Annotated in this window: 21 protein-coding genes; 13 read left to right on the top strand and 8 right to left on the bottom strand. The window is 43.5% G+C overall.

Annotated features, from left to right (window positions below; genetic code table 11):
- The first annotated feature begins 490 nt into the window (after positions 1-490).
- From ABL924_RS12895 to sbcB, 12 genes are all read left to right on the top strand, one after another.
- A complete protein-coding gene (locus tag ABL924_RS12895; protein ID WP_349027500.1) occupies positions 491-2,950 on the top strand; it encodes a hypothetical protein in 2,460 nt (819 codons plus the stop codon).
- A 91-nt stretch (positions 2,951-3,041) separates the two neighbouring features.
- Positions 3,042-3,638, top strand: a complete 597-nt coding sequence (locus ABL924_RS12890; protein WP_349027499.1) for a transposase — start codon at positions 3,042-3,044, stop codon at positions 3,636-3,638.
- 424 nt (positions 3,639-4,062) lie between these two features.
- Complete coding sequence (locus tag ABL924_RS12885; protein ID WP_349027498.1) at positions 4,063-5,418, top strand: Na(+)-translocating NADH-quinone reductase subunit A; 1,356 nt, start codon at positions 4,063-4,065, stop codon at positions 5,416-5,418.
- A complete protein-coding gene (locus ABL924_RS12880; RefSeq protein ID WP_349027497.1) occupies positions 5,418-6,620 on the top strand; it encodes an NADH:ubiquinone reductase (Na(+)-transporting) subunit B in 1,203 nt (400 codons plus the stop codon). Before ABL924_RS12885 ends, ABL924_RS12880 begins: the two co-directional genes overlap by 1 nt.
- A complete protein-coding gene (locus ABL924_RS12875; RefSeq protein WP_349027496.1) occupies positions 6,613-7,545 on the top strand; it encodes a Na(+)-translocating NADH-quinone reductase subunit C in 933 nt (310 codons plus the stop codon). The genes ABL924_RS12880 and ABL924_RS12875 overlap by 8 nt, the downstream gene beginning before the upstream one ends.
- On the top strand, positions 7,542-8,249 hold the full coding sequence (locus ABL924_RS12870) for an NADH:ubiquinone reductase (Na(+)-transporting) subunit D (RefSeq protein ID WP_349027495.1): 708 nt from the start codon (positions 7,542-7,544) through the stop codon (positions 8,247-8,249). The genes ABL924_RS12875 and ABL924_RS12870 overlap by 4 nt, the downstream gene beginning before the upstream one ends.
- On the top strand, positions 8,249-8,857 hold the full coding sequence (nqrE, locus tag ABL924_RS12865; protein WP_349027494.1) for an NADH:ubiquinone reductase (Na(+)-transporting) subunit E: 609 nt from the start codon (positions 8,249-8,251) through the stop codon (positions 8,855-8,857). The genes ABL924_RS12870 and nqrE overlap by 1 nt, the downstream gene beginning before the upstream one ends.
- A 15-nt stretch (positions 8,858-8,872) precedes the next feature.
- Positions 8,873-10,093: an NADH:ubiquinone reductase (Na(+)-transporting) subunit F gene (nqrF, locus tag ABL924_RS12860; protein ID WP_349027493.1), complete on the top strand. Its 1,221-nt coding sequence runs from the start codon at positions 8,873-8,875 to the stop codon at positions 10,091-10,093.
- 279 nt (positions 10,094-10,372) lie between these two features.
- Entirely contained in the window at positions 10,373-10,762 is a 390-nt protein-coding gene (locus ABL924_RS12855) for a DUF2845 domain-containing protein (RefSeq protein WP_349027492.1), read from the top strand.
- 66 nt (positions 10,763-10,828) lie between these two features.
- Positions 10,829-11,878 (top strand): FAD:protein FMN transferase, encoded by a 1,050-nt coding sequence (locus ABL924_RS12850; RefSeq protein WP_349027491.1) that lies wholly within the window; start codon positions 10,829-10,831, stop codon positions 11,876-11,878.
- On the top strand, positions 11,875-12,054 hold the full coding sequence (gene nqrM / locus ABL924_RS12845; RefSeq protein WP_349027490.1) for a (Na+)-NQR maturation NqrM: 180 nt from the start codon (positions 11,875-11,877) through the stop codon (positions 12,052-12,054). The genes ABL924_RS12850 and nqrM overlap by 4 nt, the downstream gene beginning before the upstream one ends.
- 18 nt (positions 12,055-12,072) lie before the next feature.
- Entirely contained in the window at positions 12,073-13,536 is a 1,464-nt protein-coding gene (gene sbcB / locus ABL924_RS12840) for an exodeoxyribonuclease I (RefSeq protein WP_349027489.1), read from the top strand.
- Between the two features lie 179 nt (positions 13,537-13,715).
- Here sbcB and ABL924_RS12835 read toward each other — a convergent pair whose 3' ends face one another.
- The 6 genes from ABL924_RS12835 to ABL924_RS12810 form a co-directional block, all read right to left on the bottom strand.
- Positions 13,716-14,033 carry a hypothetical protein gene (locus ABL924_RS12835; RefSeq protein WP_349027488.1) on the bottom strand — a complete coding sequence of 106 codons (318 nt, stop codon included), beginning with the start codon at positions 14,031-14,033 and terminating at the stop codon, positions 13,716-13,718.
- Positions 14,034-14,219: 186 nt separating this feature from the next.
- Positions 14,220-15,947, bottom strand: a complete 1,728-nt coding sequence (gene sulP / locus ABL924_RS12830; RefSeq protein WP_349027487.1) for a sulfate permease — start codon at positions 15,945-15,947, stop codon at positions 14,220-14,222.
- A 180-nt stretch (positions 15,948-16,127) separates the two neighbouring features.
- Positions 16,128-17,381: an FAD/NAD(P)-binding oxidoreductase gene (locus tag ABL924_RS12825; protein ID WP_349027486.1), complete on the bottom strand. Its 1,254-nt coding sequence runs from the start codon at positions 17,379-17,381 to the stop codon at positions 16,128-16,130.
- Positions 17,382-17,550: 169 nt separating this feature from the next.
- Positions 17,551-18,690, bottom strand: a complete 1,140-nt coding sequence (locus ABL924_RS12820) for an MBL fold metallo-hydrolase (protein WP_349027485.1) — start codon at positions 18,688-18,690, stop codon at positions 17,551-17,553.
- 232 nt (positions 18,691-18,922) lie between these two features.
- Positions 18,923-19,333: a DUF6691 family protein gene (locus ABL924_RS12815; protein ID WP_349027484.1), complete on the bottom strand. Its 411-nt coding sequence runs from the start codon at positions 19,331-19,333 to the stop codon at positions 18,923-18,925.
- Positions 19,330-19,761 (bottom strand): YeeE/YedE family protein, encoded by a 432-nt coding sequence (locus tag ABL924_RS12810; RefSeq protein WP_349027483.1) that lies wholly within the window; start codon positions 19,759-19,761, stop codon positions 19,330-19,332. Before ABL924_RS12810 ends, ABL924_RS12815 begins: the two co-directional genes overlap by 4 nt.
- 485 nt (positions 19,762-20,246) lie before the next feature.
- On the opposite strand from ABL924_RS12810, the gene ABL924_RS12805 reads away from it, so the two are divergent.
- Positions 20,247-20,312, top strand: a complete 66-nt coding sequence (locus ABL924_RS12805) for a hypothetical protein (RefSeq protein WP_349027501.1) — start codon at positions 20,247-20,249, stop codon at positions 20,310-20,312.
- Between the two features lie 123 nt (positions 20,313-20,435).
- Here ABL924_RS12805 and ABL924_RS12800 read toward each other — a convergent pair whose 3' ends face one another.
- Positions 20,436-21,260 (bottom strand): S1-like domain-containing RNA-binding protein, encoded by an 825-nt coding sequence (locus tag ABL924_RS12800; RefSeq protein ID WP_349027482.1) that lies wholly within the window; start codon positions 21,258-21,260, stop codon positions 20,436-20,438.
- Between the two features lie 196 nt (positions 21,261-21,456).
- The coding region (locus ABL924_RS12795; RefSeq protein ID WP_349027481.1) for a restriction endonuclease at positions 21,457-22,244 on the bottom strand (788 nt) is incomplete at its 5' end.

Here is a 22,244-nt window from a genome sequence, read left to right as displayed (position 1 = left end):
AATTGAGCTGACAGTTTTTTGAAATGCATCAGAATTGCATCATAGATAAAATAACTTATTGAAAAATAAGGATAGTTTAGTACCGGCCATCGGTACCAAATAAGGATTTTACGAAGTCCAAAAGAACACCAAAACCCGCAACCTGAAAGGCTTGGCGGGTTTTTTATTGTCTTTAGAAAAGTCACAAAATACAGCCACACTCAGCCCGATGGAGTATGTTGCCCAGTCCAGCAAAATTCCTTAGTTCCCACGCCTCGGCATCATTGCCCACGGTTAAGCGTTGAGATATCTATCACCTGGAGTACAAACCAAGGTTTGCACTCCCGTATTCGCTGTTTATGAGGAATCAAAAAACATATTTTCTGACTCCGTATTTCTTAACTGTGGGCAGTGAAGCTCCAGTTTGAGAACGAGAAAAACCGCTTAAGCATCATTTTTTAAGGAAACCTGCTACGCTTACCCCAAGAAAATTAACCTTTTATGATGAAGCATGAGCCTATATCAACGCCTTAAAAACGTCCGCAGCGAAGAAGATGTCAAAGATATTTACATCAAAGCACTGGGCTTAAAAAGCTACACCAAAGGGCTGATTGACATCCGCACCGATGAAATCTGGTTTGAAGCCAAAGACACCGGCAAATATTCCAGTTACGCCATGTTCACCCAATTGCTGCATTACGTTCAAGATGGCCTGAACAAAGGGGAACATGTGCCGCCGTTTTTAGCGGTCATTGATACCGAAAAAGCGGCGCTCATGAAAACCGCCGACGTGTTGCCGTTCCTCGCCAAAAAAACCGTAAAATGGGGCAAGTCCGCCAGCCAATACCCTAAAGAAGCCTTGGACGAAGTGTCTGCCCACATCGGGACGCACTTTGTGTCGTTCAAGATTGCCACGCATGAAGACGAATTCATCAGCACCGTTAAAACCGCCATCAAATCCGGCGACATCATCCGCACCCAGATTACGCCCGACAACTTAAAGCAGGTTTTCGACAAATGGGTGGTGATGATAGGGCGCGAAATCAACGGCGTAGCGGAAGAAAACTACGCATTGCTGTTTTTTGCCGACATCATGCACGATGGCACGGTGTCTACCCACACCAACTTACCCGCCGAATTGCTGCACAAAAACAATGCCCCCGTGTTCAGCTTAGGCGGCAAAATCTACCAATTGGGCAACAAAGAAGGCTATCGCCAGTTTTGGGCGATTTACCACAAACCGCCCAAAGCCGAATACCGCAACTATTTGCTCGAACGCCGCGACAGCTTGATTCCACTGGATGAACGCAGTTTTAAAGGCGCGTATTACACACCGCTCGCTGTGGTCGATAAAGCCTACGACAAACTCACCGAAACACTGGGCAATAACTGGCAAAAGAATTACATCGTTTGGGACATGTGTTGTGGCGTGGGCAACTTGGAAGTCAAGCACAGCAATCCGCGCAACATCTACATGAGTACCTTGGATGAAGCCGATGTGGACGTGATGAAAGCCACCAAGACCTGCGTGGCGGCGCAACGCTTTCAATATGATTATTTGAATGATGATATTACTGATGACGGCAACATTGATTACAGCCTGACCAACAAAGTGCCGGAAGGTTTACGCAAAGCCATTGCTGAAGGTAAGAAGATTTTGGTGTTGATGAACCCCCCGTATGCAGAATCAGGAGCGGGGGTTGATAGCGGAAATAAAGAGGGGGTTGCGACGACGAAAATGTCTAGCGCTATGGAAGATTTTGGCTATGCCAAACGGGAATTGTTTGCTCAATTTTTGGCTCGAATATATAGGGAAATTCCAAAGGCTCGCGTAGCAATGTTTAGTACTTTGAAATATGTCGTTTCACCGAATTTTGAACAATTTCGCCAAATTTGGCGAGCACAATATCTTGGTGGATTTGTCGTACATAACAAAGCATTTGATGGATTAAAAGGCGATTTCCCAATTGGTTTTTTAGTCTGGGAGACCAAACAAGATTCGATACCGTTCGTCACTGAAATTAGCACTGAAGTTTTAGATAAAAAAGCGCAAGCAATTGGAGAAAAATGTTTTTACAATTTACCCGCCGATCAGTTATTGACCAAGTGGGTAGCCAGACCTAAACCGAATAAAACAGAGGCGTTGCCCTTAAAAAATGCGATTGTGCCAGCGACAAAAACAAAAGATATTCGCGGCACATATTGGTCGGACAATGCAATTGCATGTTTGTATGCCCATGCAAGCGATATGCAAAATGCCAATTTAACTGCTTTATTGTCATCAGGTTACAGTAGCCCAGGTGCTTTCTTCGTTAATCCTGAAAATCTTTGGCAAGCGGCGATTGTTTTCACTGTTCGCCGAGTTATAAAACAAACATGGCTCAACGACCGCGACCAATTCTTGCAACCCAATCAGCCGCTACCCGACGAATTCAAAACCGACTGTTTAATCTGGATGCTATTTCATGGCAGCAACCTAACCGCCAGTGCCGACGACCTGGAATGGAACGGCAAGAAATGGAGCATCGTCAACCACTTCATCCCCTACACCGAGGCGGAAGTCAACGCGCCAGACCGCTTTGAATCCGACTTCATGGTGCAATACCTGGCGGCGTTGCAAGCCAAGCAGTCGGAGTGCGTAGACACGTCTACGCAAGCAGCGTCTACGCACGCGGCAAGCGGCGACTTGTCGCCGCACTCCAGCATCTCCCTAGAAGCACAGGCGGTCTTGGATGCCGGACGAGTGTTATGGCAAGCGTATTTTGCCGAAACCGACGTGCGTAGCGTCCGTGATGAATTAAAGTTGAACCGCCCCGATGTAGGCTGGTATCAAATCCGCAATGCGCTCAAAGCGCGTAATGCCAGCGGTGATAGTGTAACCATTGATTTCAAGCCGTTTGAAACGGCATACAAAACCTTGAGCGATAAGCTGCAACCGCAAGTGTTTGAGTTAGGGTTTTTGCGGGTTTAATTAGGCGAACAGCAAGTTGAAGGGGAATAAAAAAACATGTTTTTTTACTCCGAGTTGTTATTCTATATTTTTACGCCATTAACTGCTTAAAATGCTCAAAAAACATCAGCATAATCCAGCGCATTTATTTGTTGATAATAGTCCTTATTTTATTACGGGCAGTATTTATCAAAAGCGGGCTTTGCTGCAATCCAATGCTATCAAAGATTATCTGTTAGCCACTATTCGGCAATGTTTTGAGGAAAAGGAGTGGCTGTTAAATGATTGGGTTATTCTCGACGATCATTATCACTTGCTGGGAATCAGCAAAAACGGGGAGGATTTAAGCGGTATTATTGGCAAGATACACATGCTTTCGGCCAGGTTTATCCGTTCCCAGCTTCAGGCAGAAAAACCGATTTGGTGGAATTATTGGGATTATTGTCCGCGTGATGAGCGGGATTATTTTATCCGGCTGAATTATTTGTTTAATAATCCTGTCAAGCACGGGTATGTGACTGATTTAAAAAATCACCCTTATTCCAGTTTTTACAGTATGTTAAAACAGCAGGGGCGCGACAGTTTAAGCAATTCTCAGAGTTTAAAAATTTATCTGATTAGCAAGATGCTTCAGCTAAAAAGAACTGATCCCCTCTCCCACGGGGAGAGGGCTAGGGTGAGGGGTTCAATAAGGTTTTTTGCTTTTTAGATCCCCTCATCCCAACCTTCTCCCGAAGGGAGAAGGGGCTACCCAGCGTTTGGCTGGAGTATCTTACTGATTAGGAAAATTTATGTTTAGATGAAGATAGGGAGTAAAAAAACATGTTTTTCACACCGAACCGATACCAAAGGTTTGGACATTCCGAATGGTTCAACTCAAAACGCAAGCCGGACGATTTGTAAGAACTGGCAGATAGGTTAATCTTATCGTAAAACAACTGGAGACTAGAGGATGAAGATCTCACAAGACAGGATAAAGCCGAGTGTTTTTGCCTAGCCTCTGGTTGAGAAAGTACAGTTTTTATGGTGTAATACCGTCGATTTATTTCCTCGTCATTTAAAGTGCCTAGCTAGGTTTGAAATAGCTTAGGAATGGTTTCGTTGCAACGCGTCTGGAGAGCGGGCTTATCAAAATGCAATTTCTTATTAAAAAAGGTTTGGACATACCGATAACGGGTGAGCCTAAACAGGTTATCGAAAATGGCAACAAAGTTAAATCGGTTGCGATTTTGGGCATGGATTACGTAGGGATGAAGCCTACGATGCTGGTCAACGAAGGCGATACGGTCAAGTTAGGGCAGGTTCTTTTCGAGGACAAAAAAAACCTTGGCGTTATGTTTACATCGCCCGGGGCAGGTGTCGTCAAAAGCATTAATCGCGGCGATAAACGGGTCTTGCAGTCTGTTGTTATCGAGTTGAAGGGTTCAGAACAGGAATCGTTCGATAAGTACAAGGAAGCCGAGCTTTCAAAACTGGATATTGAAAAGATTAAAGCGAATCTTTTGAAGTCTGGTTTGTGGACAACTTTACGAGCAAGACCTTACGGCAAAATTCCAGCGGTTGACAGTAAGCCAAAATCTATTTTCGTGACGGCAATGGATACCCGCCCATTGGCAGCAGATCCAGCGGTTATTATTAAAGATCGCAGTGCTGATTTCGCTAATGGCCTGGCGGTCTTATCCAGATTAAGCGAAGGTAAAGTTTACGTCTGCAAGGCAAAAGATGCTGATATTGCAACAGGCGATAATGGCTCGGTTGAGGTTGCTGAGTTTTCAGGGCCGCATCCCGCCGGATTACCTAGTACACACATCCATTTTATTGATCCGGTCAATGTTGATAAGTTTGTTTGGTATATTGATTATCAAGCTGTTATAGCAATCGGCGCGTTATTTACTACGGGCAAGTTGAATGTTGAACGCGTTGTTTCGTTGGCAGGCCCTACAGTAAAAAATCCCCGATTAGTCCGTACCCGCGTCGGTGCGAATACCGATGATTTGGTGGCTGGCGAACTGACCGATGTTGAAAACAGAGTGATTTCTGGCTCTGTATTATATGGGCATCAGGCATCAGATTGGGCAGCCTATCTAGGTTGTTATCATCTCCAGGTATCTGCATTGCAGGAAGGCCGCGCCCGTGAACTTTTTGGCTGGATAGTGCCAGGCAAAGACAAATATTCCGCGTTAGATGTCTATATCAAAAGCCGTCAAGATCGTAAGTCGCATCGGAAATTCCCGCTAACGACTGATAAGAATGGCAGTAATCGTGCGATTGTTCCCGTGGGCATTTATGAAACGGTCATGCCGATGGACATCTTGCCGACTCCGTTGCTTAAGTCTATGGTGGTTGGTGATACCGACCAAGCGCAGTTACTGGGATGCTTAGAATTAGATGAGGAAGATGTGTCGTTATTCACCTTCGTCGATCCAGGCAAGCATGATTTCGGCCCGGTATTAAGGGCGAATTTAACTAAAATTGAGAAGGAAGGGTAATGTCGGCTAGAGATTTTTTAGACAGGCTAGAGCCGCATTTTACAAAAGGCGGAAAACTCGAAAAATACTTCGGGTTATACGAGATGGTGGATACCTTCATCTATACCCCAGCCGATGTAACACGCGGCACTACCCATGTACGTGACGGTAATGACCTGAAACGGACGATGACGTTTGTGGTCATCGGGACTTTCTTATGCGTGCTGATGGCGATGTATAACACGGGTTATCAGGCCAACCATGCGATGGAAGTCATGGGTACGAAAGAAATTACTAACTGGCGTGGCATGTTCATGTCACTTTTTGGTTATAACGCTTCGAATCCATTGTCCAATTTTGTGCATGGTGCGTTGTATTTCTTACCGATCTATATCGTCACTTTGGCAGTAGGCGGTGTTTGGGAAGTGCTATTTGCGACCGTGCGTGGGCATGAAGTTAACGAAGGCTTTCTCGTATCATCAATGCTCTATACCTTGATTATGCCGCCCGATATGCCTTTGTGGCAGGTGGCATTGGGTATTTCATTCGGTATTGTCATTGGCAAAGAAGTATTTGGCGGTACGGGCAAAAACTTCCTAAACCCTGCTTTAACCGGACGGGCGTTTTTGTATTTTGCTTACCCTGCATCTATTACGGGTGATTCTGTTTGGGTGGCTGTTGATGGTTTTACCGCCGCAACACCTTTAGCTTTGGCTGCAAACGGCGGACTTGAAGCGGTTTATGCGGCAAATTATAGCTGGATGCAGACATTCCTTGGTTTTGAACCTGGCTGTTTGGGTGAAACTTCAACGTTAGCCTGTTTGGTAGGCGCGGCGTTTTTGCTTTATACCCGAATTGCATCGTACCGGATTATGGGCGGTGTTTTTCTTGGAATGGTGGCGACATCGTTGCTATTTAATATGATTGGTAGCGATACTGATCCTATGTTCACGATACCGTGGTACTGGCATTTGACGATGGGCGGTTTCGCATTTGGTATGGTTTATATGGCAACCGATCCTGTCAGTGCGGCGATGACCAATACTGGACGCTGGGTATATGGGGCATTGGTCGGGATTATGACGGTACTTATCAGAGTGGTTAATCCGGCTTTTCCCGAAGGGATAATGTTGGCTATTCTGTTTTCCAATATGTTTGCGCCCACTATTGACTACTTCGTTATACAAGCCAATATCAGAAGAAGGATGAAACGTCATGCTTAATGTCATCAAAAAAAGCGAGTCTTACGTTAAATTCTGTACGCGACTGGACAACTGTGAACATTACCAGAAGTTCTTGGTTTACAAGAACAAAGTGTTGGCGATGGGCAATGATAGCTTGGAAAAAACCATAGCGATTGCGGTAGCCCTTTGCTTAGTGTGTGCGGTGTTGGTGTCCTTTGGTGCGGTTGCTTTAAGGCCATTGCAGGCTTACAACAAAAACTTGGACATGAAGAAAAATATTCTTGAAGTCGCGGGTTTGATGAAAGAAGACACTAATATAGACACAGCCTTCGCGGAACAAATTGAGCCTAAAATAGTCAACTTGGAGACGGGCGAATATGATGAATCCGTTAATGCAGATGAATACGATCAACGTAAAGCGGCCAAAGATCCAGCTCAGAATATTGCCATTCCTAAAGCCAAAGATATTGCCCACATCAGGATAAAAGCCAAGTTGGCTAAGGTTTTCCTGGTTAAAGAAGGCGATAAAATCAAGTCCATCATCTTGCCAGTCAGTGGTTATGGCTTGTGGTCTACGCTCTACGGCTTCCTGTCTTTAGATGCTGACGGGCAAACCGTGCAAAGCATCAATTTTTATGACCAAGCGGAAACTCCAGGATTGGGTGGCGAAGTGGTCAACCCCAAATGGCGTGCGCTTTGGAAAGGCAAAAAAGTCTATGCCGAAACCGATCAACCTGCGATGGATAAAGGCTCAATTGAGGATGCGGATATAGGCGAGCCAGCCTTGGCCTTGATTAAAGGTGTTGTAGACAACGAAAAGCCGGGTTCACAATACCAAGTGGACGGTTTGGCTGGGGCAACATTAACCAGTACCGGTGTTACTAATTTGGTCAGATACTGGATGAGCAAAGAAGGTTTTGCTCGTTATTTAAGTAAAGTAAGGGTTAAGGGGGCTAAGTCATGAGTGCGGTATTAGGCGATGATCTGAAAAATGCGATATTAAACGATGAGACTAAGAAGGTCATAATTGATCCTTTAGTCAATAACAATCCGATTACCTTACAAGTTTTAGGTATTTGCTCTGCTTTGGCGGTGACATCCCAGATGTCAACTTCCTTGATTATGGCGCTGGCTTTGACATTGGTGACTGCATTTTCCAGTGCAGCCATTAGTGCGATTAGAAAGCACATACCAGGCAGCATCCGCATTATCGTGCAGATGACCATTATTGCTTCCTTGGTAATCGTCGTAGACCAGATACTAAAAGCGGTTGCATACGATGTCAGCAAGCAATTATCGGTGTTCGTTGGTTTGATTATTACCAACTGTATCGTAATGGGCCGCGCTGAGGGTTATGCGATGCAGAATCCACCCTTGGAAAGCTTCATGGATGGTATAGGCAATGGTGCAGGTTATAGTTTGATATTGATTATCGTGGCATTTTTCCGTGAAACATTAGGTTCAGGCAAACTGTTGGGTTACGAAGTTTTTAAGCTTACTAAAGATGGTGGCTGGTACGATCCAAATGGTTTGATGCTATTGCCGCCAAGTGCATTTTTTATTATCGGCATAATTATTTGGTCAGTTCGCCAATGGAAACCTGAGCAAAATGAAGTGGTTGATTTTAAAATCATGGCGATTTCACATGGCGAAGGAGCGCATCACTAATGGAAGGCTACATCAGTTTATTTGTTAAAGCCGTTTTTATTGAAAATCTGGCGCTATCCTTCTTTTTGGGGATGTGTACCTTCATTGCGGTTTCCAAAAAGATTTCCACCGCGATGGGCTTAGGTGTTGCGGTTATGGTGGTACAGGCGATTACTGTACCGGCCAATAACTTCGTCTATCATGCCTTACTTAAAGAAGATGCATTGTCATGGATGGGTATTACTGGCGTTGATTTAAGCTTTTTAGCGTTGTTAAGTTGTATCGGTATTATCGGCGCATTAGTGCAAATTTTAGAAATGGTGCTGGATAAGTTCTTTCCTGCCTTATATTTTGCGTTGGGAATATTCCTGCCCTTGATTACCGTTAACTGTGCCATCTTGGGCGGTAGCTTGTTCATGATTGAGCGCGATTATAACTTTGGCGAAAGCGTTGTTTATGGGGTGGGCAGCGGCTTTGGTTGGGCGTTGGCGATCACCGTTATGGCTGGTGTACGGGAAAAACTTAAATACAGCGATATTCCGGCTGGCTTACAAGGCTTAGGTATTACATTTATCACTGCAGGGCTGATGTCGCTTGGCTTCATGGCTTTCTCTGGAATCCAACTTTAAGAAGGTTACATACACATGCTGGAAATTTTATTAGGGATTATTATTTTCACGGGGATCGTGATTGCATTGGTATTCGGTATTATCGGTGCCAAAAGTAAGTTGGTCGCTGAAGGTGATGTGGAAATTCTGATCAATCATGAAAAGAAGATTCATGTGCCGGTGGGTTCTAAATTACTGGGTGCATTGGCCGAAAACGGCTTATTCGTATCATCGGCCTGTGGTGGTGGTGGTACTTGTGGACAATGTAAAGTCAAAATTCATTCGGGCGGCGGTGAAATTCTGCCGACTGAATTGGGTCACATCACCAAACGCGAAGCAGCTTTAGGTGAACGGCTTTCTTGCCAAGTGTCCGTCAAACACAATATGGACATCGAAGTTGAAGATGAAGTCTTCGGTATTAAAAAATGGGAATGCACTGTTAAATCAAACCATAATGTTGCCACCTTCATCAAAGAGCTAGTATTGGAATTGCCTAAAGGCGAAGCGATTAATTATCGCGCTGGTGGTTTCATCCAAATCGAATGTCCACCGCATATCGCCAAGTTTAGCAATTTCGATATCGAAAAAGAATATCGTGAAGATTGGGATAAGTTCAACTTATGGCGCTATGTGTCTACGGTGAAAGAACCTGCGTTACGTGCGTATTCGATGGCAAGCTATCCCGAAGAAAAAGAAATCATGCTTAATGTGCGGATTGCCACTCCGCCACCCCGTGCCGATGAAAGTGTACCGCCCGGCATTATGTCATCTTATATTTTTGACCTGAAACCTGGTGATAAATGTACTATATCAGGGCCTTATGGTGAGTTTTTCGCTAAAGACACCAATGCTGAAATGATTTTCGTCGGTGGTGGTGCAGGTATGGCACCGATGCGGTCGCATATATTCGACCTGTTACGCCGGTTGAAGTCCAAGCGGAAAATGAGTTTTTGGTACGGTGCCCGTAGCAAGCGCGAAATGTTCTATGTTGAAGATTTTGATATGTTGGCTAAGGAAAATCCAAATTTCACCTGGCATGTCGGTTTGTCTGATGCCTTGCCTGAAGATAATTGGAAAGGTTATACCGGTTTTATCCATAATGTTCTTTTTGAGAATTACTTGAAAAACCACCCAGCACCTGAAGATTGTGAATACTACTTGTGTGGGCCACCGATGATGAACACGTCTGTCGTCAAGTTGTTACTTGATAATGGTGTAGAGCCAGAAAACATCATGTTGGACGATTTTGGTGGTTAAGCGATTTTTCTCGTTTTAATATATAAACTAAGGTTAGCTGCTTATTTTTTAAAGTGACTACCTATTGATTTGTCGAGACTTCTTGTGTGACAAGTCGTTATAAATGATCTTAAAAAAGTAAAACCCTGCACTCAATGCAGGGTTTTTGCTTATATACGGTCTAATTATCTTAGGTTCAGCCCTTATTCATATTGCCAAAGTTAAATTATGCCCTAGCGGTCATAAAGGATGTTTTATTGACGTTAACCTAAAATGATAACAGGCAATGGTGGGTGTGGTATGAAACGATTAAGCTGGTTAGTGTTTTCGTTGTTTTTTTTATTTTCAGAACCGCTATTTGCATTAAGATGCGGTCATTCCTTGGTTCAGCTCGGCGATTATAAAGCTGACGTTTCTGATAAATGTGGTGATCCAGACTCTGAAGAGTCACATTACGAAAGACGGGGCAACGCGAATCATGCTGATGCTACACAATACGGTTTTAACGGACAACAACGGTTCCCTAGCAGTTCTTTTGGTTATGGACAGTCACATTACCAAGAAATAGAAGTGTTAGTTGAGGAATGGACATACGATTTTGGTAGCGCACGGTTACGGAAGGTATTACATTTTGAAAATGGTCGGCTAATTCATATTGAAAGTTTGGGCAGAGGCCGGTATCGTCGGTGATTGAAGAATATTGGCTGCAAAAAATATTTCCCTAAGCAAATTTCGTTTATAAAATTGAATTAACAAGTGTTATTAAAAACCAAACTTACATGTAGCAGTTATTTGTTCCTGATTTTTATTTTGTCGTCCTGTGATAAGTTGGCAGAACAGAAGCCGCAAGATTATCCTTACAATGCCGTCGGCATGACGATGGGGACTAGCTACAATATCAAAGCCAGCAAATTACCTGATTCCCTTACGCCCACTGAAATCACCCGTCAAGTCAAGGCGTTGCTAGAGAAGGTTAATGGACAGATGTCCACCTACCAAAAAGATTCGGAACTGTCATTATTCAACCAAAACACATCAACTGATTGGATACCTGTTTCACCTGAATTGCACGAAGTCCTCAAAGAAGCATTAAAAATCAGTCAATTAGCTAATGGCGTTTTCGATGTGACGGTAGGTCCATTGGTCAATGTATGGGGTTTTGGTCCTGATGAAATGAGCTTGTCGCCACCCGATGATGCGGTCATCAAAGACAAATTGAACCAAATCGGCTATCAGCATCTAAAGCTCAAGGATGATGGTTTGTTTGTCAAAAAAGACATCCCCAGACTTTATGTCGATTTATCGGGCATCGCCAAAGGCTATGGCGTAGACCAAGTGGCTTCATTGTTGGAACGCTTAGGGTTAGTAGATTATATGGTCGAGATAGGTGGCGAAATCCGAGTAAAAGGCAAGAATAACCAAGGTCAATCCTGGCAAATAGCTGTTGAAAAACCCACCGCCGAAAAACGGGCGATTGAAAAAGTGTTGGCAATCACCGATACTGGCGTGGCGACATCGGGTGATTACCGGAATTATTTTGAGGTGGAAGGTGTACGGTTTTCCCATACTATTGATCCAAGAACGGGTCGACCCATTAACCATAAGTTGGCATCTATCACTATCTTGAGCGAAACTTCAATGGAAGCGGATGGTTTGGCGACGGCGATTATGGTATTAGGTCCAGACGAAGGTTTTCAATTCGCAGAAAAAAACCATATCGCGGCGTTTTTTATTATTAAATCTGACAAAGGCTTTGACGAGAAAATGTCCACTGCTTTTGCCCAAAGCACGAAGGTGTCAAAATGAATTATTTTTTAGCAACATTTGCATTGATGTTAATCGTGATAGGTCTCATGGCAATCGGTGTCATGTTTGGACGGCGTGCCATCAAAGGATCATGCGGCGGCCTAAATACGGGCAGTTGTGTTTGTGTGGAAAAGTGTCCAAGACGCAAAAAAATGGAAGCGGAAGGTCAAGTCTAAGCTGCATATACTCAGCTCGTGACAGAAACCAGCCTGTACTGGCACGATTACGAAACCTTCGGCATTGATCCCCAGCGCGATAGACCCTCACAATTTGCTGGGGTGCGTACTGATGTCGATCTTAATATCATCGACGATCCCTTAGTCGTCTACTGCAAACCACCCGCCGATTATCTGCCTCATCCCGAAGCCTGTCTGCTAACTGGCATCAGCCCACAACTTGCTGAATCCAAAGGTGTAATTGAAGTAGAGTTTTGCCGCCTTATTCACGAACAACTTGCCGAACCCAACACCTGTAGCTTAGGTTACAACTCCATCCGTTTCGATGATGAATTTACCCGCAACTGCCTATACCGTAATTTTTACGACCCTTATGCGCGGGAATGGCAAAACGGCAATTCTCGTTGGGATTTAATTGATATTGTCAGGGCAACCAAAGCTTTGCGACCTGATGGCATAAACTGGCCTACTGATGCAGAAGGTCGCCCTAGTTTCAAGCTGGAAGAACTCACCAAAGCCAACGGAATCGTCCACGAAGCTGCCCATGATGCGCTGTCTGATGTACACGCCACGATAGCATTAGCCAAGTTGATTAAATCTGCACAACCCAAGTTGTACCAGTTCTTATGGCAGCACAGGACAAAAACCGAAGCCCTTAAATTGCTCCAGTTTGGCAGTTTCAAGCCTGTGGTGCATGTATCGGGGATGTATTCCAGCGACAACCACCGTCTGGCAGTCGTTTTACCCGTCTGCAAACATCCTACAAATAACAACGGCATAATCGTATATGACCTGTCCATTGATCCTGAACCTTTGATTTCCTTGTCGATAGCGGATATTCAACAGCGAATTTTTACCGCAACGATAGATTTGCCCGAAGGCGTAGAAAGAATCCCTCTCAAAACCGTACACATCAACAAATGTCCGGTGTTAGCGCCAATATCTGTGCTTAAGCAAGGCGATCAACAACGATTAAATATCGATATAGCAACGTGTCACGCAAATATCGACAAGATTAAAGCAACTCAAGGATTGGCAGATAAAATTGCAGCAGTTTTTTCTGAAAATAAATTTACTGACACAGGTCAAGAAACCGATCCTGATCTTGGCATTTACAGTGGCGGTTTTTTTTCTGATGCAGATAAACAAAAAATGGCGAAAATCAGAAATACGCCCCGAAATCAGTTAGTCAATATTAAGCCCAACTTTACCGATAAACGCTTGGATGAAATGCTATTTAGATACCGTGCGCGTAACTACCCAGAACTGTTGCAGCCTGAAGAAATATCTAAATGGCAGGTCTTTTGTGCAAATAGAATCAACGGACATCAAAAATCTGGAAGCACCACTATTGAAGAATATTTTGCCCACCTGGCCAGATTGCGCGATGAAACTTCAGGAAGTGAGCTTCTTTTAAAAGAATTAGAAGATTTTGCCTTAGTGAAAATAAGACAGTTAGGACTAGTCGAGCAACAAATATAATCAACAATGATCCAAGTGTATTGGGGGGCAAACCCTTGGAATTAATCCGATGATTTTAGCAATTAGCTCCAATTGATTGTGGAATTGGCTAGCTGAATTCTGCCTAAATCGAGTGGTTAGCGAGGCGGCACAGAAAGTTAAGCGATGTCGTTTTTCCTAATTTTCGTGGCGTACTACCTTTAATTATGCCTATTAAAAAGCAGTATCATAAATATAATTCCAACTACAGCAGCAGGTATGGTGAAGAAACTGCCCTGAGGCTCTTCCCAGTTTTCAGTGCCTTTACGTAATGCTGGGTCTTTAGACTCATCATAGCCTATCTCTTTCTTAACTGAAACCGTATCTGATCTTTGCGGTATAAGGTTGTCTCCATAGCTAAGATTAGGAAAAAGATCTGATACTTGAAAGGTAGAGAACTCATTTGCAGAAACTTGAAAACTTGTCACGCCAGCCAGTAAGATAATCATGCCTAATATTGAAGGTATTTTTTTTAACATCGGTTTCTCCAGATTGGTCGTAAGAAAGTATAAAGGGGATCTCTAAAAATACCTTCTCCCAGAGGGAGACGGCGCCAGTTCCATACTCGCTGCCGCACTTCCTTCGTCACTGGAAGGCGAAGGAGTTTTTTGAATTTTAGATATTCCCTAAAAATAACGCGTGCCTAATTGCTAGTTGAGTAATCATTAACCCAATTCTTTGGTGGCATCTTCTGTTCGAAAGAAGACTTTTCCTGGTTTGAGTTGTTCAAGAAAATCGGTTTTACGCAGTTTGTCCAGAACAGGGCCTTTCGCTTCCGAGATATTGAGTGTCTTTCCTGATGTTTGTAAGGCGTGGTTTATTTTTTCCAGGGCTTCCAAAGCTGTCGTATCTATATCACTGACCGAAGTGAAAATCAGCACGACATGTTTGATATTAGGCTGCCGGTTTAATTCATCGTAAAGGTAGTCTTCGACATAGCCAATATTGGCGAATGTGAGGTTTTCGTCAATACGCACCAATAATAAATGATGCCAAATTTCTACAGTATGACGTTTGATATTTCGATAATGTTCAGTTTGCGGTATGCGGCCAACTACTGCGATGTGAGGATGGCTGGCTTTACGGAGTTGGCTTGCCAGTGTGAGAATAATTCCTAAGGTTATGCCTTTTTCAATGCCGAGTATCAATACGCCCAGTAAGGTGACGAGTTCGGCAATGCCGTCACCACGATCATAATTGAAGGTATGAAAAATATTCCTGATGTGTACCAAGGGGAAGACTGCTACGATAATGATAGCCGCTAGTGTTGCTTTGGGTATGTTGGCAAACCAGCCGCTAAAAAAAATGACGGAGACCCCTAGGATGACTGCGGCAATGAGCATTGCCATCTGTGTACGCGCACCTGCGGAGAAGTTAACCATCGTCCGGCTGAATCCGCCAGCAACTGCCATGCCGCCAGAAATAGCTGTGACAAGGTTGGCCACCCCTAACGCTATTAATTCCTGATTGGGTGCGATTTTTTCACCTCTGAGATTGGCGGTGACTTTGGCAATGGCGACACTTTCAACATAAGCAATCAGGGCAATAAAGATAGCACTAGGTAACAGGATTTTCCATTTTGTAATATCAACGAAATCGAGTCTCAGTGAGGGAAATCCAGAAGGCACCACCCCAACTAAAGAGATACCTTGCTGCGCTTGCAAGTCGAAGTAAGTTGCGGCTAAAGTAGTAAGAAAAACGGCTAACAATGGGCCACATTTGCTGATTCCAGTCACCATAGTCATAGGTAAGTTGAGTTTTTTAAGCAGCGAATCGAGGAGTTTTCCGAAAAATATGAGTATAGTTAGTGCGGCAATCGCAATAGCTAAGGTTGCAGTATTAAATCCTTGCAAATAGTGCTGGTAACACGCTAAATCAAAGCCACATGACGGTGGCTTTGAGCCTGCTAATTGGGGTAATTGGTTGGCAATAATCAACAAAGCCGCACCACTGGTAAAACCCGCGAGTACGGGGTGGCTTATAAAATTGACTAGCCCACCCATTTGTAACAGAGCCATCAGCAGCATGATAATTCCGCTTTCCGCCGCCAGAATCAGTGCGCTTTGCACAGAATCGCCCAACGCACTGATTTCCGGCGTTGCCAAAGCGCTGGCAATCATGATGGCAGCAATCGAAACCGGCCCTACGGATAAGGTACGGCTGGTACCAAGCAGGGCATAGATTGCAGTCGGTAGGATACTGGCATACAAACCCATTTGCGGCGGCAACCCAGCAAGAATGGCATAAGCAATTCCTTGCGGGACTAGCAATATGGCGGTGATGATTCCTGCAAAGATGTCCCCATCAAAATCGCGGCGTGTGTAGCTTTTTAGCCAATTTACAATTGGGAAAAAATCGGCCAGTTGCGAGTTGTCGGGTTGTTTATCGGACATTGCGGTTAGTAGTTTCTAATTTCTATGTTTTGGCACAGAAAAATTTAAAATTTGATGGGCGAAAATATTCGGAATATCAGTAATTAACCGAACAAAATCGGTGAATTAGCGTGGCCTGTACGATTTAAAAATACCAGGCTACGCTAACCCACTTTTTAAATAAGACGAATTATCTAACGTCTAATCTTCCTTCATAAATTTTTTGGCATACGATTCCAAATGAGGAATATCAATCCGGTAGCCCTTTATCATTAAGCTCCAGTACATCCAAGGAAAACCTATTTTTTTGCCGATCCACCAGATAAAGCGGTTTTCGCGTGGATCCAAAAAGGGGAAAGAAGGTGTTACCTTACCGCCATAAGAAAATTCGGCCAACATTACGGTATTGAGTGATGTAGTCAATGGACAAGAGCCGTAACCGTCGTATTTTTCTTCAACAGGCTTTGAGTTCATCAGGTTAAGGATGTTATCCACCAAGATAGGCACTTGTTTGCGTACCGCAGCGGCAGTTTTGGCATTGGGTGTTGAGGTGGCATCGCCCAATCCGAAAATATTAGGGTATTTATTGTGTTGCAAGGTTTTCTCATGCACATCAACCCAACCGGCAGCATTCGCTAGCGGGCTTTGTTTGATGAAATCCGGTGCGCTTTGTGGTGGGGTAACGTGGATCATGTCGAATGATTTGCTGACAGTTGTCTTTTTACCTTCGCTGTCAGTGACTTCAAAAGTGGCTGTTTTTGCTTCGCCGTCAACAGCTATCAGGTTGCTGCTAAAGTTGGTTTTAATGCCATAATTGGCAACCACTTTAGAGAGTGCTTTGGCGAAAAAAGGAATGCCAAACATGGCTGGGCCGGCATTGCAGAATTCAATATTGAATTTATCCAGGATACCTCTTTTGCGAAAGCGGTCGGCAGCAAGATACATGATCTTTTGCGGTGCTCCGGCACATTTGATGGGCATGGGCGGCTGGGTAAACAAAGCCGTACCGGATTGCATCGCCTGGATGGTTGTCCAAGTGTACTCAACATGATCGACCGAGTAATTGCTGCACACATTATTTTTGCCCAGCGTTTCTTTCAAGCCGCTGATTTTACCCCAATCCAGTTGTAGGCCTGGGCAGACGACCAAGAAGTCGTAAGTCACTTTATTGCCAGAACGCAGGGTTACGCTATTTTCGTCTGGCTGGAAAGTTTCTGCATATTCCTTAATCCAGGTGACACTGGGATGGATTAAATCCTTTTCATTTCGGGTGGCTTGCTTCAGTGTGTAAGCACCGCCGCCAATGATCGTGAAGCCGGGCTGGTAATAGTGTTTTTCAGCCGGTTCGATCAAACCTATCGCGATGGATGGGTTTTGACGGCGCATATTGTTGGCGACTGAAACGCCAGCAGCGCCGCCGCCGACGATTAATAGGGTATGGTGTTGATCTGACATGATTCCTCCAAGGATGTAATTATTGTTTTAATTCTCATTGTTTAATTATAGCTTTGATATGTTTTCGCACTACGTAGGTACAGGGCTTGACTGTCATAACGCTAACATTTTCAAGCCCTTTTTCACCTAAAATTTGTTGATAGTCAACAAGTTTTCAATAATGATGTATCTAAACCGTTTTTTGCCAACCTTCATAACCGCCAGCAATAGAAACCACATTGGTATAACCCAAGGCTTTCATGTTGACGGCTGCCATTGATGCGCGTCCGCCGGTGCGGCAATAGATGATGACTGGTTTGGCCTTGTCGGCCAATTCAGGCACTGTCCCAATTTTGAATTCCAGAACGCCGCGTGGTAGCAAAATAGCGTTGTTGATGTGGCCTGCGGCGTACTCGCTTTCTTCACGGACATCAACAAGTGCAATGCTGCCTTCAGCCAATAATTGCTTTGCCTTGTCCACCGTGACTTCGGTAATCTGCTGTTTTGCTGCTGCCACCATATCTTGCACGGTTATGCCGCTTGATTTTGGCATATCGCCGCCGCAGTTTACGGTTGGTTCATCGCCAGTTTTAGAGGTTTCCCGAACCCGTTCCCTATGGGCAACAGCATCCTGGCGTTCGTTTTCTTCCAAACCGCAATAACGGTTGGCAGGTACGGCTTCGTCGATCAGCTTTGGTTTTGGGAGATTAAGATTATTCATGATGGTTATGAATTCTTCCCGTGTTTTACCTGCCAATCTGGGATTGGTAGTTCTTTCCTGCATGATATTGCTGACCCAGCGTTGTTGATAATCATGCCCTGGATAAACCAATGTATCATCAGGCAAAGTGAACAGGCGTTGGGTGATGCAGTCGTAAAGTGCTCCGGCATCGCCGCCTTGGAAATCGGTACGTCCACAGCCGCCGATAAACAAGGAATCACCCGTAAAAATCCGGTCACGCCACAAAAACGAAATACTGCCTTTGGTATGCCCAGGTGTGGCGATGACCTTGATGTGTTCGCCGTTAGCGAAAGAAAACACATCGCCATCTTTAATCTGGATATCCGCTGTTTCCGCACCGCACAAAGCGCTGACTCCTGTTTCTGCACCCAGCTTTTGCCGCAACAAACCGCTGGCGGTGATGTGGTCGGCATGGACATGGGTTTCCAGCGAATATTTCAGTTGCAAGCCATGTTCTGCCAGCAAGGCCAGATAAGCGTCGATATGTGTGTTGACTGGATCAATCAAGACCGCTTCTTTATTGGCAGGGTCAGCAATCAGATATGTGTAAGTCCAGGTTTCCTGATCGAACAATTGTTTAAATAACATAATGCTTCTCCGTTAGTTGCCGTTAGGGTTTTTCACTTTCGAGTTAGTGAAATAGTGTTAATGCGATATAGGAATAAAAGCAAGACACATGCCAGAATAAGCTGGTATTTATAACCCATTGTTTTTAATATGGGTATACGTTTTTTTAATATCTAGCTTAGTTTTTATTGCTGCTGGATGCGTTTCATTGAAACATAATTGTGTTTCACAAGGTCAGCATGGTGAAACAGTTTTACTGGTTATAAAAACGATGGGCAATAAAACCTAGGTAGATAGAAAAAACCATAACAACTGCTTCGCTTGTGCCCAGACCTAATCCAGCAACCGAAGGCCCTGGGCAATAGCCGCTAATGCCCCATCCTATCCCAAAAATGGCAGCACCAATAACTAGTGGCTTATCAATGACCGACTTACTGGATAAGTAAAATTCTTTGTCGAATAGCGGTCTTGGGCGTTTGATTATGTTCCGAAAGAAAAGTGATGTAACGGCAAGCGCACCGACCATAACGAAAATCAAGCTAGGATCCCAGTTGCCGGCAATATCGAGAAAATTAATCACCTTATCGGGATTGGTCATTTGGGAAAGCGTTAACCCGACACCAAATAGTATGCCGCTGATTAAAGACATAACGATGAGTTTCATACTAGCACTCCCAGCATATGACGCATAATGTAAACAGTGAGAAAACCGCTAGCCATAAATGTTATCGTGGCCGTAATCGAGCGTATAGACCCTCTGGCTATTCCGCAAACCGCGTGGCCGCTAGTGCAGCCATTACCCATGCGGGTACCAAAACCAACCAGAAAACCGCCAAACGCCAATAGCCAAACCGGAAAGTTTTCGCGTGGCTGATAAAAATCAGGTTTTATCTGATGGAATAAAAATGCACCAATAACAATACCGGCTAAAAAAGCGAATCGCCAAAATAATTCTGTTCTGTCAGAATTCATCATACCGCCCATAATGCCACTGATACCGGCAATGCGTCCGTTAAACAATAACAACAGAGTTGCAGCGAGTCCTATCAGAATGCCGCCTGAAAATGCCGAAAAGGGAGTGAAGTTTTCCATAAGTTACCTAATGCCAGTTTATTAAGATAAACAGCACGCAAACTAAATTGCCGTGCTTAATTCGACTATTTGATTTATTTGAAAGCAGCGACGACTAAAACACTACATTCATAACGGTGCTATTTTTGGGTTCTAATATTACTTTCAATTGAAGCTTTTTGTTAACCTTGCCAAATGAGACAATCCTTGTCTATTTAATATTGCTGATTATCCTCAACCACTCTGTTAACTTTGTCAATATTCACCGATTTTTCGATGAGGTTGGTAAGGGTATGACGAAATTACGGGTTTAATGATAGTTTCTTGGATACTAAAAAAAGAGATATTTGTATGCCGTACGATTTAGTTGCCTTTGCCGTAAGTTGTCTATTGATATTGGTTTGTTATCTGTATCTAGGTAGGCGAACTCGCCGTACTCCCGATTCTAGCGTACACGCCCTAAATGCCAAGGTTCGGGAACGATGGGTTGATATGTGGAATATTCCATGACCGACTTTGGTAAAAGTTTGGAGCCTGTTTTGTTTACCTTAAAACAATGTGCTGAAGTGTAAATGTTGCCGAAGATGAACCCTAGCGCAGAAGCCGGGGAAGTGAAAACATAAGCTGAACATCTGAATTCACATAGGGAGAGCTGAACAAGGATGCCTTTGAGCTTTTAGTTGTTCCTAAATACGTTAAATCAGCCTAATTCCGTCCTTTTCAATCAAGATTAATTTCTTCTTGTATAAAGCACCAATCGCCTGTTTGAACACCTTTTTGCTTACACCGAAAGTGCTATAAATGGTGTCGGGTGGGCTTTTGTCGCTTAATGGCAAGAAACCCTGGTTGTCTTTGATCTTAGCCAAAATTTTATCGGTCAATTCATCGACTTTACCGTAACCGGGTTGATGAAGGGTAAGGTCAATTTTATTGTCTTCGCGGATTTGCCTAATAAAACCGTCTAATTTTTGGCCTTTTTGCACGGGCTGGAATAGCTCGTTTTCATACAACATGCCCCAATGGCTGTTGTTGATAATCGCCTTAATGCCCAAGTCGGTTTTATCAGCAATAAGCAGCGAAACTTTTTGCCCTGCCTTGAAGTAAAAATTCTCTTCTGCAATGAATTTCTCTATTTTAGTCGTGGCTAAAATGCGGTTTTGGTTATCGAGAAACAGTTTTACCAGATAGGATTTGCCCACTTCCAGTTCGTGGTGCTGCTCACCAAAGGGAACCAGCAAGTCTTTAGGCAAACCCCAGTCCAGAAAAGCGCCCACATAATTAAGTGAAACCACTTTCAGCCAAGCAATGTCATCGACCAATGCTTTAGGAACGGTTGTTGTTGCCGCCAAATGACCTTCGGTATCGACATAAACGAAGACTTCCAGTGCGTCACCCACTTGGCAAATTGGTGGTCTCTTGTCAACCAACAGCACTTTCGCTGATGCTGCGCTAGCAAGATATATTTCCGAACCTACACGGCTTGCGACTTTAAGAGTATTGATTTTGCCGATTTCTATCATTGGATAACCAGATTAATTTGAAAAAGTAGGTTGTGGGTGAGGTACGAACCCCAACAAAATACGATCAAAAGCGTTGGGGTTCGTACCTCACCGCCAACCTACAAATACCCAAGATACAGGATACATTAACGCACGTTATGGGTTGCATGGATGCAGGAGGTAGGGCAATGCAGGAGCAATCTGCATATTATGTAACTTATGGGCTACAGATAATTTTAAAATTGTCTGCTTTAAGACTTATTAATTGTTCATGGTGAAGCAATTTAATTCCAGAGATTGATGCTAATTGCAAAGCTGACTTTGTATACGGTATATTTGAAACCACTATACCTCCATTAGCCTCGTAGTATTGTTTTCCTGAAATTACTTCTTGAACGGCCTTGTTGCCAATAGGGTTTGTATATTTTTTACACTGTACAACTATCATAAATTTATTCATAGTTGCGACAATATCTACGCCTTGATCAGCACCTTTTTTTGTAACATTGGCTTCCCATCCTGCTTTTTTTAATTCTGTTTCACAAAATTTTTCATATTCATAATGATCTAATGACTCCTGATCAACATTGTTTTTTTCGAATTCATCAAATTTAAGGTTGTTTATTATATCGCTGACCATAAAGTTTGTGATTGTTTCAATTATTATATCCGTTCGTTTATTAATATTAGCTTTTATAATTTCTTCATCTACATTAGGTGCTGTTTTTTTTGTGGAGATATATAGATTTCTAAACACACATGGCCTAACATATAGGCTGATTGATTTTATTATGTTTTCATCGTTATTGATGACATTTTTATGAAAGTATAATATTTCATTATCGAAATCTTTACTTATGGTATTTCCATAATCATCTTTGTATACAAGTTGTTTGTATTTACGCCTGATTATATCCTGGTGCTTATTTGCTACTTGTTTTATATTTAGTTGTAGAGAAAATAGAGAAGCAATTGTAAAAACATCTTCTAAATTAAAATTTAGAG

It is taken from the genome of Methyloglobulus sp. (assembly GCF_040079455.1).
Classification (GTDB): Bacteria; Pseudomonadota; Gammaproteobacteria; order Methylococcales; family Methylomonadaceae; genus Methyloglobulus.
The sequence above is the reverse complement of the archived record's forward strand: the minus strand, read 5'-3'. Positions and strand labels throughout refer to the sequence as shown.